Consider the following 13,419-nt stretch of genomic DNA (forward strand, 5'->3'; position numbering starts at 1 on the left):
ACCCGGAAGCTAAGACCCAGCACGGCAATGGTACTGCACCCGGAAGAGTGTGGGAGAGTAGCACACCGCCGCCACAACACGAAAATATGGGAGGCATCCTCAGGAGACAGTTCCTGAGGATGCCTCCTTTTTTATACCCGTCTCAGACCTATATTTGAAAATTCCAGTTTCCGTGCATAAAGACACATGCCAAGCAAGGGAACACGGTTAATCGGGACAAGCAAGGTTGCCTTTCACTTGGGCAGTCTGCGATTTGATCTTCGGGAGCACTGATGCCGCAGCTGTCGCTCGCTTTGCCACCTTGACTTTGCCACCTGTTGTTTATTGTCTAGGACACCTAAAATGAAAACAGCCGAACCAGGCGCGTAAACACATAGGCGAAGAAAGCGGATGAGCATGGGCAAAAGAATCATTCTTGTAGGAGCTACCGGCAGAGTGGGTGCATTGACACTGGAGGATCTGGTCCAAGCCGGCCATGAGGTGGTGGCCTGCGCGCGAGGAGCTTCGAAGATTCCGGCCAGCCAGCAGGTGGAGCCTACGACCCTGGATCTGCATGACCCACTCTCCCAGATAACCGACGCGTTCCGCAAGATGCATGCGGACGCCGTTGTTTTCACTGCTGGTTCGCGTGGCAAAGACATCAACCAGATTGATGCCCTGGGAGCGATGAAGACCATAGAGGCCGCCAAAGCGGTCGGCATCACCAGGTACGTCATGTTGGGGGCCATGTATGCAGCCGACTGGCTGCGTTGGGAGCAGCCCCGGGTCAAGCCTGCCATTGACGCACTCGCTGATTACTACGTGACCAAGAACATGGCAGACCAGTACCTGATCGGCTCCGGACTGGACTACACCATCATCGAGCCGGGTAGCCTGACCGAGCAGAAGGGCACCGGAGCCATTCAGGTAGAGCCAGACGGGCCCGGACCCATACCGATCCCCGATGTGGCACGATGCCTGGCTGACTGCGTCGACCTGCCGCAGACCGTAGGCAGGATCTACAACATCGTCGGAGGCAGCACTCCCATCAGACAAGCCCTCACCGGAACGCGGTGACAGAAACCCATCTAGTTCCTAACAGCGGCTTTTGACGCCCACCTTGGCGTGTCTGCATAGCAACTGGGATGGTACCTTTGGTGCAATGCTTGTTGCTCGTTGCTTGTTGATTGCGCGCTGGTACACCGGGCTCCTGTGATTTTTATGGAGGCGGGAATGGCTTAGAGACAGGGCGGATCTTAAGGAGGTCGTCGATGAACATTACCAATTTTCGGGATTTGGGAGGTATACGGACCATTCATGGCCGTCTAGTCCGTCCCCATAAGTTCATCCGCTCCGGGCAATTAGTGGGTCTAGACGAAGACACTAAGAAGGAGCTGGTCGACCGCTACCAGGTGACCCAGGTCGTGGACTTCCGCCGGCCTTTCGAGATACAGGAAAGTCCAGACGACCGGCTTGAAGGTGTAACCTTTACCAACATTGATCTGCTGGAGCAAAGCGGCACCAACAGCGCCAGCCTGGACGATTTCGCCTCGATAGGTTCGGCGGATCAGGTCAACGGGCACATGCTGAATGTCTACCATGACCTGGTCATGAGTCCTGCGGCCCAGCAGGGGTATGGGAGATTCCTGCGCATCGTCGTGGACAACACCCAGGGGGCCACTCTTTTCCACTGCTTTGCCGGCAAGGACCGAACCGGGTTCGCCGCGGCACTGGTGCTCTGGCTGCTGGAGGTGGACGACGACCAGATATTCGCGGATTATCTGAAGACCAACAAAGAGAGGGTTGCTGCCAACAATCAACTGCTGGACCAATTCCGCGCCAAAGGCTTCGCCCAGGATTCGTTGGATGCGCTGCAAATTGCGCTCTGCGTCAAGAAAGAATACCTAATTCATGCCCAAGAAGCCATGGTCGAGGCCTACGGGGATGTCTTCGCCTATGCGCGTCAGGCTTTGGGGTTCGGGCCGGACCAGGTGGAGGCCCTGCGTAGCAACCTGCTGGAGTAGCCGAACCAGGCTGGAGGTAGCTGATACGGGTAGACTCGAGCTTAGACGTCAATCACGAGGAGGACATTGTGCGATACATGAATTTAGGACGGTCAGGATTCCGGGCCTCCCGTGTGGCCCTGGGGGTCATGCGGATCGATCAGAAGAGCCGCGAGGAGGCGCGGACCATTGTGGAGACGGCCATGAATGCGGGCGTGGACTTCTTTGATACAGCAGACTGCTACCATGCCGGGGCCAGCAGCCGCGCCCTGGGGCAGGCTCTGAAGGATCTGAGCGTAGACCGTGACAGCGTGGGCATCCAGACCAAGTTCGGCATTTTCCGCAACCCGGACAGCGACCAGATCACTCGCTATGACTTCTCCAAGGATCATCTGCTGAAGGCCCTGGATGAGGAGCTGGTCAATCTGCAGACCGACCATGTCGACTTCGTGCTGCTGCATCGCCCCGACACCCTGGTCGACTTGGACGATCTGGCTGAGGCCTTCAACGAACTGCAGTCCAGCGGGAAGGTTCGGCACTTCGGTGTCAGCAACGTCAACCCCATGCAGGTGGAGCTGCTACAGAGCGCGGTAAGCCAGCGGCTGGAGGTCAACCAGCTGCAGTTCGGTCTGGGACACACCGGCATGGTCGACCAGGAGATCCATGTCAATATGGGCGACGATCCCAGCCTGGATCACGATGGCGGTCTTCTGGCCTATTCACGGCTGAAGTCCATGACCATTCAGGCCTGGAGCCCCTTCCAGACCGGATACTTCGACGGGGTCTTCCTGGACAATCCCCACTACCCCGAACTCAATGCGGAGCTGGACAAACTGGCCAAGCAGCATGGAGTGACCAAGAGTGCAATCGCAGTGGCCTGGATTCTGCGGCACCCCGCCGGCATACAGGTGCTCCTGGGATCCATGAACCCTGAGCGCATCACCCAGATGGCCGCTGGTGCAGATGTGGATCTGACCGCCCAGGAATGGTACGACCTCTATCTGAGCGCCGGTCACGACCTACCCTGATCCCTGCCTGCTGTAGGGTCGCTCACGTCCGTTCGGTTTCTGCCCTTACCGCTTCAGATCATGAAGGATTGTGCTCTGCTGGTCTGATCTTGTGTCAATCTTCGTGCATCATCGGTTTGCGTCATTTGGCAGGGTCTATCTGGTCGGGCATTGGGCGTCATGAGTGCAAAAGTGCGCAGAAGGATAGTCGGATCGGTTTCGAGGTAGTCGTACGCTGTCATGCATTATTTTACCCCACGACGTTGCGCCGCTACGTCCAAGATCATGTATCACGATCGGGCCAAGGCCCAGCAGGCCGCCGACCGCAGCATGGTCGAACGCAACGTTCTTCTGTGGGTCTACCGCTGTGATTACTGCGGAAGCTGGCATCTGACCAGCCATGAGCCGGGCTCTTACCAGCGTATGAGGACTGCCTCGCGAGCCTTGAAACCACACAGCCGCAAACGTGGGTACAAGCCCCGTCGCAGGTGAGGCAGTCATTGCCTCTGCAACCCAGCGTTCTTGGTAATTGCCAAGCTGATTCTGATTGATTCCGACGGCCCCGAGCAGCAAGATTGGATTCCACTGATCTCGCTGTTTGGGGCCGATTGGACTTTGTCTATTCACCCAAGGCTGGTGAACTAGGCGGATGTGAACTTATCGGGTGGCCATTGCGGTTGACTGGCTGGCAGGGATTTCGTCGCCTTAGCAGGCTGGGTCGAATCCCTGTCGGCGGATCGAATCCAGCATGGGTTCATGACCAGATGCGGGATTGCGGACCTTGTCAGCCATAATGGCACTGAATGAGCGGTGTGGAGCGTCCATGTGCCGGATGTCCCGATAATAGCGGGTGACCGTCTGGTCGAAGTCAGCCAGGGCATCTTTTATATCCACATCGTCGTCGGCCCTCTGATAGGTGTTGGTGAAGATTTGCGCCTGACGAGGCATCCTGGGCTTGGGATCTGGATCCTGGGCCGGGTGGCCGATGGCAAGCCCCAAGACCGGATAGACCAGTTTGGGCAGCTTGAGCAGATCAATCAATCTGTTGGTGTCATTGATGACGCTGCCCAGAATGACTCCGCCCAGGCCCAAGGCGTTGGCTGCGGTCTCCATGGCGTGCAGGGCCAAGACCGCATCGTTCTGCGACTGCAGGAAGACATACCCGGTGTTGAGCAGGGTGGTATCGGGATCCACATCATCGGCGAAGCGTCGAACCAGATCTGCATTGCGACGCTGGTCGGCTAGGAAGATGTAGAGCAGCGGGGCTTCGGCGACATAGCGCTGATGGGCCATATCGGCGATGGCAAGCGCCTCATCATGATCAGTGACCCTGATGGCCGACCATTCATGGAAATACCGGCTGGTCGCCGCATGCTGGGCCGCCTGCTCCAGCAGGGCGACGGTCTGGTCGTCAACCGGCTCGTCGGTGAATCCGCGGATGGAGCGCCGTTCTAGCAAGGTCCGTATGGTGGGATTGTCGGCCGGATTCGTGGCCGGGGTTTTTAGTGCGTTTGATAAGGTCATTTTGACATTCTGGCCGTCAATGCCTGCCAATGCAAGACCTTGTCGTCAAAATCACGCAATCAGCGTTATCAGGTTCAGCCTGGTTGCCGGTCAGCTCCTATGCTTTCAGCGCTGGTGGCAGCGACCAACCCGAGCCTGGGGACACCACACCTGGGCAGGCCGGAACCAGGGCGGTGACGGCGGCTGACAGAACGCTGAAGAGGGGACCTGGAGGCCCGGACCATTGTGAAGAAAGTCATGGATGCATGAGTGGATTCTCTTCCACACAGACGGGTTGCCGAGCAGGCTGCGATTATAGCGTCGGCAGAACGACATGGAAGCTGGAGGTCAGAAGAGGACGTTGCCGTTGTGGGACTGAACATCTTCCACGTTGTGTTCGATGATGTCCCAGTGCTCAGCCAGCTGGCCGTCCTGCAGCCGGTAGATGTCGCAAACCTTGTTGACATGGCCGTTCTTCAGCGTGCACTTGAAGAAGACATAGACCATGTCGTCTTCGCCGTTCAGTCTGATGATCTCGATTTGCGGGCCCAGAGACAGGAAGCCTTTGATGAACTCCAGGAATCCCGCCTTTCCGTCGGCTCAGGTGGGGTTGTGCTGGATGTAGTCGTCCCGCACGAACCTGTCGATATTGCTGGTGCCTCCCCGAGTGAAGACCTGGTCGTAGAATGCTTGCACCAGGGACTTGTAGGCTGCCGTTTCGGTCTCGCTCATCAGGAATCTTCGTTTTCTGCTTATACATAGGCTTTCGAGTTTTTCATGATGGGTGTCTTCGCTCAGGCTCGTAGGCACGCATAAAACCAAGATGAGCAGGTGGATGGCGGCTGACGGGAAGGCTATCAGGCCTTGAAGTGGCGCTCGTCGTTCATTGTGGCGAAGTTCAGGCCGATCAGGATGCCGCCGCCTATGTAGTTACCAAGCATAGCCACCAGGACCACCAGAATCGTCTTCCAGGCGTTGACCCGCCCGAAGAGACCCAGGATGAGGAAAAGGGCCGAATCCGCTATCGAGTGCTCGAAACCGCAGAAGGCGAAGACGAAGACGGCCACGACCATGATGATGCACTTGGTGAAGTCGTTGGAAAGCTTGCCGTTGTAGACCATGAGCATGGCGATGTTGATGCAGAAGTTGCACAGGATGCCGCGCACGAACAGGTCAGCGAAGCCCATGGGGCCGCCGGAGACGTAGCCGGTCTTGGTCGCCGCGGCCGCAAGCATCTGGTCCAGGGTGGGACCGCTGACGATGGATGAGAAGCGCAGGATGACGGCCACGATCAGGGCTCCGGCCAGGTTGCCCAGAAGGCAGAGGACGAGGATCCTCAGGGAGGCCAGCCAGCCCAGGCGCTTGTGATAGGCGCCTATGGTGACCACCATCATGTTGGACGTCAGCAGTTCCGAGTTGGTGTAGTAGATCAGGACCAGGGCCCAGCCGAAGGTGGTCGCCGCCAGGACCCGGCCTGCCAGGATCAGGCCGTGGTCGGCGGGGTTCTGGCCGGCCTGGCCCATGATGACGAAGAAGGCCGTGAAGAAGATACCCACAAAAAGGCCCGCCATGGTGGCTCGCTGCATGTACTTGCCGGTCAGGGCGCCGCTCATGGTCTTCTTGCTCTCGACCACGTCCAGGACGGTGCTGATGAAGGCCCGCCCGGGGAAGAGGGGCTGTCTGTTCTGTTGATCTGTCATCTGATTGGGTTGCTCATTCACGGGGTTCATTATGGCATTCCAGAGTAAAGTGAGACCGCCCTTAGGGCCCGACTGTGCGGGAATTCACTTCTTTGCCAGTGTCGCCCAGTGTCACCCAGCCTCACTCGGTGCGCAGGGCGGTGGCAGGATCCTGCTTGGCTGCCTTCCGTGAGGGGATCAGGCCGCCGATCAGGGTCAGGACCACGCTCAGAATGACCAGAGCCACGCCGCCCGAGGCAGGTAGGGCTGCATTGACTTCGGTAGTCCCCATGAAGTGATGCATGATGCTGTTGGCCGGAATGATCAGCAGCAGGGTGATGCCCACCCCCAGCAGGCCGGCCAGAAGACCGATGAGGCCGGTCTCGGCGTTGAAGACGTTGGAGACGTTCCGCTTGGAGGCCCCCATGGCGCGCAGGATGCCGATCTCCTTGGTCCGCTCCAGAACCGATATGTAGGTGATGATGCCGATCATGATGGAGGAGACCACCAGCGAGACCCCGACGAAGGCTATCAGCACGTAGGTGATGACGTTGATGATGGTGGTGACCGAATTCATCATCAGGCCCACGTAGTCGGTATAGACGATCCTGTTCTTCTCCGCAGCCTTGTCGTTGTAGTGCTTGATGGAGTCGCCCACAGAATTCTTGTTCTCGAAGCTGTCCGTGTAGATGCTGATCCGGGAGGGGGCGTCCCGGGAGATCAGGCCGAAGTCACTTAGGTTGTCGGCGTAGGTTCCTGTGGAGACGTACTGGTTGTATATGGCGACCAGGGCCTCCTGCGGGGCGGTGGCGATGTACTGGTCGAAGGCCTGGGCCGTCTGTTGCTCAGCTGAGGCTCCCGTGGGGATGCCTGCAGAACCTTGGGCTCTTGCAGCGGCTCCGGCCCGACCCTGGGCCTCCTGGCCGGCCATGGCTGCCGAGCCTTTCATGATCTCCTGGGCCATGCTGGCCTTCTGGCTAACGCCCAAGGATGCGATGTAGGCCTTGGCATCGTTGGCCTTGGCCGCATCGTCGGAGGGAGCGAAGGCCATTCCGTTGAGGACGCTGTGGCCCTGGTCAGCCTCCTGGTCGGTGACGATGGGGCTGGTCTTGGCCTGGTCAATCAGGTAATCGGTCAGCTGGCGGGTATACCCGACGCCCACCTTGAGCGGCGTGGCCTTGGCCCCCTGGTTGGGGCGAACGATGCCGACGATGTGTAACTGCAGACCCTGGTCGGCGGCCTTGGACATCTGGTCGGTGCTGTCGCCGATGTAGTGGTAGTGGCCGTCGGTCCCCTTGGCATACTGGTTCGCAGCGGGCACCAGGGAGAGCTTCTGGTCCATGGCCTTGGCGTATTCGATGGGCTTGGTGTCGACCTTGACCTCCTGGCCGCTGTTCAGCTTGTTCATCATGTCGGTGTACTGGCTGGAGGGGAGGATGCCCAGTTTGTAGAGGCTGGTGACGGGCATCTGGTTGTTCTTGTCCAGCACCAGGACCACCTGATCCTTGGCCTTGGGCCATGTGCCGTTCACCACCTGGTAGTTGTCGGTCACCACCTTGCTGATGGTGGTCTTGGCATCGGCACCCGGCATGATCTCGCCGAAGATCTCCGGGGCCTTGTTCTTCTCGGTTTTGCCGGTCAGGTAGGACATCTGCATGGACTGGATGTCGCCCATGTCGCTGTCGGTGTTGGCCGTGGCCATCTGGCTGGCGGTGGAGCTGGCGTCGTCCTGCCCGCTCATGGTCACCTTGTCCGCAGAGACCAGCTTGCCGTCCGGGTCGTGCCCGAAGACCGAGAACTTGGTGGCGTAGGAGTACTGGATGCCCACGGACCCCACGTACTGATGGATTTCGCTCTTGGGATTGTCCAGGTATTTTTTGAAGTCTGTCAGATTGTTCTGGGTGATGCTGCTGGTAAGGCTGGAGGCCCCCTTGATGCTGGAGTCGTCCGGCTGGATGGCCTTGAGATCCTTATGGGCCTTGGCCTCCTTCTGGGATTCCTGCGCGGAGTCCACTATCTTGTTCAGGTCGAAGGACTGCTCCTGAATGGTGATGGGGTAGGAGGTCATGGTCTCCCGCTGCACCCTGTCTATGTAGCGGTTGACCCCAGTGGATACGGACAGGATCAGGGCGATGCCGATGATGCCGATGGATCCGGCGAAGGATGTCAGGGCTGTTCGGGCCTTCTTGGTCCGAAGATTGTTGAAGCTCAGCGACAGTGAGGTCAGCAGCCCCATGGAGGCCTTGCCGAAGGTGCGGTGGCGGGCCCGGCGAATGGGCACCTGGTCGTCGGGCAGGGGGTCGGAGTCGCTGATTACGGAGCCGTCGTGCAGCTCCACAATCCTGGTGGCGTACTGGTGGGCCAGCTCGGGGTTGTGAGTGACCATGACCACCAGCCGGTCCTGGGCCACCTCCTTGAGCAGGTCCATGATCTGGATGGAGGTCTCGGAGTCCAGGGCTCCGGTGGGCTCGTCGGCCAGGAGGATGCGGGGGTTGTTGACCAGGGCCCTGGCGATGGCCACCCGCTGCATCTGTCCGCCCGAGAGCTGGTTGGGTCGCTTATTCACGTGCTGGCCCAGCCCCACCTGCTCCAGGGCCTTCCTGGCCCGCTCCCGCCGCTCCTGCCGGTGCACGCCCGAGATGGTCAGGGCCAGCTCAACGTTGGACAGGATGCTCTGGTGGGGGATCAGGTTGTAACTCTGAAAGACGAAGCCCACGGTGTGGTTGCGGTAGGAGTCCCAGTCCCGGTCCTTGTACTTTTTGGTGGAGGTGCCGTTGATGATCAGGTCGCCCTGGTCATAGCGGTCCAGCCCGCCGATGATGTTGAGCAGGGTGGTCTTGCCGGAGCCGGAGGGGCCCAGGATGGCCACGAACTCGTTGTCGCGCAGGTTGACGCTGACATCATTCAAGGCCTGCTGGACGAAGTCCCCTGTTTTGTATTGTTTGGAGATGTGTTCGATCTGCAGCACCGTCGTCCTCCGCTTTCTGGATTCTCAATGGCTCAATGGCATGGACTTATGGACTCTTGGAGTGCCAGCTTACGCCATGAGCATGGGTAAATGCCGATATGGCCTAGTCCACCGACTTAAGAGCCTCGAGCATGTCCACATGCTTGAGCTTGTTGTTGACCATCCAGCCCAGGCCGGCCGTGATGACGGTGATCATGACCAGGGGCACGACGAAGGCCACCCAGCTGATGGAGGGGTCAAAGAGGACGTTGTCCGGAGGGACGGTGGTGATGATGTAGTGGTGCAGCCAGGCCCCGAACCCGTACCCGGCCAGGACGCCGATAGCCGATAGGAGGATGGTCTCCCGGTAGATGTACATGGTCACCTCGCGGTCGTAGAAGCCCAGCACCTTGATGGTGCTCAGCTCGCGGATCCGCTCCTCCACGTTCAGGTTGGTCAGATTGTAGAGGATGACCAGGGCCAGCAGGGTGGCCACGATGATCAGCACTTGCATGATCATGTTCAGGGACGTGACCACGGTGTCAATCTGGCTCATCAGAGTCGTGTTTTGCACCACTCCCTGGATCCCGTCGATCCGCATGAAGGAGGCGGCCTGTCTTCTGGTGTTCTCCGCGCTGGAGTCCTTGAAGGTGACCAGGTGGGCGTTGGGCGAGAAGTCCTGGTGGAAGACGGTCCTGTAAGCCGATGGGCTCATGAAGACGAAGTGCCCCAGGTACATCTCGCAGATGCCATCCACCCGCATGGTTCTGTTCCTGCCACCTGAATCCTGCAGGGTGATTCTGTCGCCGGTCTTGGTCCCTGTCAGCTGAGCGATTCGCTCGGAGAGGATCACACCGTCGCCCTTGAGGTTCAGGGGCTTGTGCCCAGACCGGGTGTTTATGCGGATGAAGTCGTCCAGGTGCTCGGCGCTGGCCGGCGCGATCATGGTGATGGACTGCTTGTCGGCGTTGTGGCCGGCCGTCTTGCTCATCTCTTCGTAGCGCACGTTCAGGGAACGGCTCACATCGGGCTTTTCCAGCCGTTTTTTGATGGATTGACGCTGGTCGGTGGTTGCCTGGCTGTTCTCGGCAGCAATCAGGTCGTAGCGAATGACTTGGCCGAACTGGTGCTCGTTGATGGCCGAGATGGATCCCTGCACGCCGAATCCTGCCATCAGCAGGGCCACTGACCCGCAAACCCCGAAGATGGTCATCAGCATCCGCTGCTTGTAGCGGAAGATGTTCCGGGCGGTGACCTTGTGGGTGAAGTTGAGCCGGTTCCAGATCAGAGGTATGCGCTCTAGGAAGATCTTCGAACCGGCGCTGGGCGGCTTTGGCAGGAGCAGCGCCGACGGCTTCTCGCGCAGCTCCCGCCAGGCGCTCAGGAAGGCCGGAACCACGGCGCTCAGGAAGGCCAGCAGGCAGGCCAAGAGGGTGATGGGCAGGTGGAAGCCGTAGTGGATGGGCGGCATGTCGAAGGCGTGGGCATAGGCCTGGTAGACGATCCAGGGCAGGAGGGTGTGGCCGGTGATGATGCCGAGGAGGGCGCCCAGGGCGGAAGCTGCTCCGCCATAGACCAGGAACTTGGCCATGACATCCCGGTCCCTGTAGCCCAGGGCCTTGAGCGTTCCGGCGTTGATTCGCTCCTCGTCCACGAAGCGCGTCATGGTGGTGAAGGTGACCAGGGCGGCCACCAGGTACATGAAGTAGGGGAAGACCTTGGCCAGCGAGTCCACGATGAAGGAGACGGATGCGTAGACCTTGTAGCCCTCTGAGCCGGGCGCTTCACGGCGTGAGTCCAGGGCGTAGACCGGCTTTTCCAGACGGCTCAGCTGATCGGCCGCCTTGTTCAGCTTCTTCTGGGAGTCGTCGATCTTCTTCTGGGCGTCAGGGCTCTCCCTGTTGAACTTGTCCAGTTTGGTCTGGTATTCCGCGGTTTTCTGATCCAGGGTGGCCTGGGCCTGGTCGATATGCCCCTGGGCCAAGGCGCGGCTGCTGGCCAGCTGCTGCCGGGCCTGGGCTATCTTGGTCTTGCTTTGACCCAGCTGAGCTGAGGCTTGGTCGAGCTGGATCTTACCCTGGGCCAGCTGGCGCTCGCCCTCCTCCACCTTGGCTCTTGCCTGGGTCAGCTCTCGGCGCTTTGCGTCCAGGGTCTGCTGGTTGGCCGCAACCTGGGCCATGCCGGGGGTGTACTGGTTGGTCATGAAGGCATCGCGGCCCGCCTTGGCCTTGGCTGCCAGGGCGTCGATTTGCGGTGACTGTTGGTTGAGCTCGGTCAGCTGGGCCTGGAGTTCGGCCTTCTTGCGGTTGAGCTCGTCCTGCTGCTGGGGGGTCAGTCCGGGCTTGGCCAACTGGGCGTCGATGGTCTGAATGAGGCCGGTGACCTGTGCAATGCCCTGTCTGCATTGCTTCTGCGCTTCCTGGGACTGGGCTACGGCTTGGTCTGCCTGGGTCTTTCCGCCTTCCAGCTGCTGGCGGGAACTATCAAGCTTGGCCTGCCCTTGGTCGATGGCCTGCTGTCCTTGGTCGGCCTGCTGCCTGCCTTGGGCCACCTGACTGGCGGAGGACTGGTACTGCTTCTGCTTTCGGGCCAGCTCGGCCGAGCTCAGGTCTATCTCCTGCTGTCCTTGGTCGATGGCCGCCTGGGCCTGTACCGTCTTGGCGGCCAGTTGGTTCTTTGCGGACTGGATGCTCTGGCCACCCCGGTCCAGATCCTTCCTGGCCTGGTCCAGCTGCTGCCGGTTTCCCTCAAGTTTGTCTCTGGACTGGTTCACCTGGTCCTGCCCCTGGTCCAGCTTCTTCTTTAGGGGGGCCTTGATGGCGTTCAGCCTGGCGGCGGGGCGTCCTGACAGGATCCGGTTCAGGTCGTCCTTGTGGGTTTGCAGGGCCTGGATGTACTGGTCGGAATAGTGGTCCCTGATTCGGTCCAGATCCTTGAAGGTCAGGCGGGCGATCATGTACTCGTCCGAGTCGAAGGCCTTTGGCGTGGTCACTGCGTAGGAGTCCAGGGATCCGGATCCGGCTGTGGAGGGACCCATGTTGACCTTGCTCAGGATTTCGGTTGACCTGACCGTGCCCACCACGCGCAGCTTGTGGTGCTTCAAGACCTTCCTGCCCAGCTGGTCAGCCTTTTCGTCCACCTGGATGCTGCTGCCGATGGGGTGGCTCTCACCCAGGGCCGTGTCGACCGCTATCTGGTCGGGTCTGGTCGGCATGGATCCGTCGACCAGTTCGTAGGTGGAGATCCGGTCGGGGGCGGAGTAGATGCGCAGGCTCTTGTCGGTACCCTTGAGCACCACATCCTTCAGATATCCGTATTCGATTTCCGAGTTGCCCGGGGCGGTGTCGATGGCATCCCGGTCCTCCTGGTCCAGCCCGTAGCTGCTGATGACCATCAGGTCGGCCAGATGGTGGTTGGACAGGTAGGCGTTGCCGGCCTGCCGCATGTCCGGTCCGGTCACGCTCAGCCCGACCAGGGCGAAGGAGCCCAGCGCCACCAGGCATACGATGGAGATGAACCGTCCCAGGGACTTGCGCAGGGAGACCCGGATGTCGTGCCAGAGCACCTTCCTGACGGGCTGCATCCTCACCACTCCACGTTTTCGATGTCTTCGGGGCTGTCATTGGTCTGCACGGCCTGGACCCGGGCGTCGTGCATGCGGATGACCCTGTCGGCGATGGGGGCGATGGCCGCGTTGTGGGTGACGATGACCACGGTGGCGCCCTTCTTGCGGCACTGGTCCTGGAGGATGCGCAGCACCTGTTTGCCGGTCCGGTAGTCCAGGGCCCCGGTGGGTTCGTCGCAGAGCAGGATTTTGGGGTTCTTGGCCACGGCCCGGGCGATGGCCACCCGCTGCTGCTCGCCGCCGGAAAGCTGGGCAGGGAAGTTGTCAATCCGGTCGCCCAGGCCCACGTCGACCAGGGTCTGGACCGGGTCGGCGGCATCGTCCACGATCTCCGAGGCCAGTTCCACATTCTCCCTGGCGGTCAGGTTGGCCACCAGGTTGTAGAACTGGAAGACGAAGCCCACGTCGTAACGGCGGTAGGTGGTCAGTTGTCGCGCGTCATAGCCGGCGATGTCCTTCCCGTCTACGATCACCTGGCCCTCGTTACAGGTGTCCATGCCGCCCAGAATGTTCAGCACGGTCGACTTGCCCGCTCCCGAGGCTCCGAGGATGACCACCAGCTCGCCCCTCTCGATAGAAAAGGTGACGGCATTGTTGGCCACGATGGTCGTCTCGCCGGTCACATACCGTTTCGTCTCTCCGATGACGTCGATATAGCCCATCATGCCCTCTCGTA

At 60.1% G+C, this 13,419-nt stretch carries 11 protein-coding genes; 4 read left to right on the forward strand and 7 right to left on the reverse strand.

The features are described 5' to 3' along the window. Positions 1 to 390 precede the first annotated feature (390 nt). The 4 genes from H3V09_RS08270 to H3V09_RS08285 all read left to right on the forward strand — a co-directional run bounded on the left by H3V09_RS08270 (position 391) and on the right by H3V09_RS08285 (position 3,481). Complete coding sequence (locus H3V09_RS08270) at positions 391 to 1,056, forward strand: NAD(P)H-binding protein (RefSeq protein ID WP_198191631.1); 666 nt, start codon at positions 391 to 393, stop codon at positions 1,054 to 1,056. A gap of 194 nt (positions 1,057 to 1,250) precedes the next feature. Further along, positions 1,251 to 2,003, forward strand: a complete 753-nt coding sequence (locus H3V09_RS08275) for a tyrosine-protein phosphatase (protein ID WP_198191632.1) — start codon at positions 1,251 to 1,253, stop codon at positions 2,001 to 2,003. Between the two features lie 68 nt (positions 2,004 to 2,071). Beyond that, positions 2,072 to 3,010, forward strand: a complete 939-nt coding sequence (locus H3V09_RS08280) for an aldo/keto reductase (protein ID WP_110424647.1) — start codon at positions 2,072 to 2,074, stop codon at positions 3,008 to 3,010. Positions 3,011 to 3,229: 219 nt separating this feature from the next. Next, positions 3,230 to 3,481, forward strand: a complete 252-nt coding sequence (locus tag H3V09_RS08285; protein WP_046322106.1) for a hypothetical protein — start codon at positions 3,230 to 3,232, stop codon at positions 3,479 to 3,481. Between the two features lie 213 nt (positions 3,482 to 3,694). Here the strand turns inward: H3V09_RS08285 and H3V09_RS08290 are convergent, their stop codons facing one another. The 7 genes from H3V09_RS08290 to H3V09_RS08315 form a co-directional block, all read right to left on the reverse strand. Then, entirely contained in the window at positions 3,695 to 4,513 is an 819-nt protein-coding gene (locus H3V09_RS08290; protein ID WP_198191633.1) for a nitroreductase family protein, read from the reverse strand. 327 nt (positions 4,514 to 4,840) lie between these two features. Beyond that, entirely contained in the window at positions 4,841 to 4,999 is a 159-nt protein-coding gene (locus H3V09_RS08295) for a hypothetical protein (RefSeq protein ID WP_198191634.1), read from the reverse strand. A 93-nt stretch (positions 5,000 to 5,092) separates the two neighbouring features. After that, positions 5,093 to 5,224, reverse strand: coding sequence for a hypothetical protein (locus H3V09_RS09090; RefSeq protein WP_269748592.1), 132 nt, complete (start codon positions 5,222 to 5,224; stop codon positions 5,093 to 5,095). A 125-nt stretch (positions 5,225 to 5,349) separates the two neighbouring features. Further along, on the reverse strand, positions 5,350 to 6,192 hold the full coding sequence (locus tag H3V09_RS08300) for a formate/nitrite transporter family protein (RefSeq protein WP_232339546.1): 843 nt from the start codon (positions 6,190 to 6,192) through the stop codon (positions 5,350 to 5,352). Positions 6,193 to 6,313: 121 nt separating this feature from the next. Next, on the reverse strand, positions 6,314 to 9,139 hold the full coding sequence (locus H3V09_RS08305) for an ABC transporter ATP-binding protein/permease (protein WP_198191636.1): 2,826 nt from the start codon (positions 9,137 to 9,139) through the stop codon (positions 6,314 to 6,316). 103 nt (positions 9,140 to 9,242) lie between these two features. Beyond that, positions 9,243 to 12,701, reverse strand: coding sequence for an FtsX-like permease family protein (locus tag H3V09_RS08310; RefSeq protein WP_198191637.1), 3,459 nt, complete (start codon positions 12,699 to 12,701; stop codon positions 9,243 to 9,245). A 2-nt stretch (positions 12,702 to 12,703) separates the two neighbouring features. Further along, positions 12,704 to 13,405 (reverse strand): ABC transporter ATP-binding protein, encoded by a 702-nt coding sequence (locus H3V09_RS08315; protein ID WP_198191692.1) that lies wholly within the window; start codon positions 13,403 to 13,405, stop codon positions 12,704 to 12,706. Between the last annotated feature and the right edge of the window lie 14 nt (positions 13,406 to 13,419).

It is taken from the genome of Bifidobacterium sp. M0399, assembly GCF_016100595.1.
GTDB classification, from domain to species: domain Bacteria; phylum Actinomycetota; class Actinomycetes; order Actinomycetales; family Bifidobacteriaceae; genus Bombiscardovia; species Bombiscardovia polysaccharolytica.

Bases quoted from the DNA above. Each gene is read 5' to 3' on its own strand.
- H3V09_RS08270 (WP_198191631.1), top strand. From the start codon at position 391: ATGAGCATGGGCAAAAGAATCATTCTTGTAGGAGCTACCGGCAGAGTG.
- H3V09_RS08275 (WP_198191632.1), top strand. From the start codon at position 1,251: ATGAACATTACCAATTTTCGGGATTTGGGAGGTATACGGACCATTCAT.
- H3V09_RS08285 (WP_046322106.1), top strand. From the start codon at position 3,230: ATGCATTATTTTACCCCACGACGTTGCGCCGCTACGTCCAAGATCATG.
- H3V09_RS08290 (WP_198191633.1), bottom strand. From the start codon at position 4,513: ATGACCTTATCAAACGCACTAAAAACCCCGGCCACGAATCCGGCCGAC.
- H3V09_RS08295 (WP_198191634.1), bottom strand. From the start codon at position 4,999: ATGGTCTATGTCTTCTTCAAGTGCACGCTGAAGAACGGCCATGTCAAC.
- H3V09_RS09090 (WP_269748592.1), bottom strand. From the start codon at position 5,224: ATGAGCGAGACCGAAACGGCAGCCTACAAGTCCCTGGTGCAAGCATTC.
- H3V09_RS08300 (WP_232339546.1), bottom strand. From the start codon at position 6,192: ATGACAGATCAACAGAACAGACAGCCCCTCTTCCCCGGGCGGGCCTTC.
- H3V09_RS08310 (WP_198191637.1), bottom strand. From the start codon at position 12,701: ATGCAGCCCGTCAGGAAGGTGCTCTGGCACGACATCCGGGTCTCCCTG.
- H3V09_RS08315 (WP_198191692.1), bottom strand. From the start codon at position 13,405: ATGGGCTATATCGACGTCATCGGAGAGACGAAACGGTATGTGACCGGC.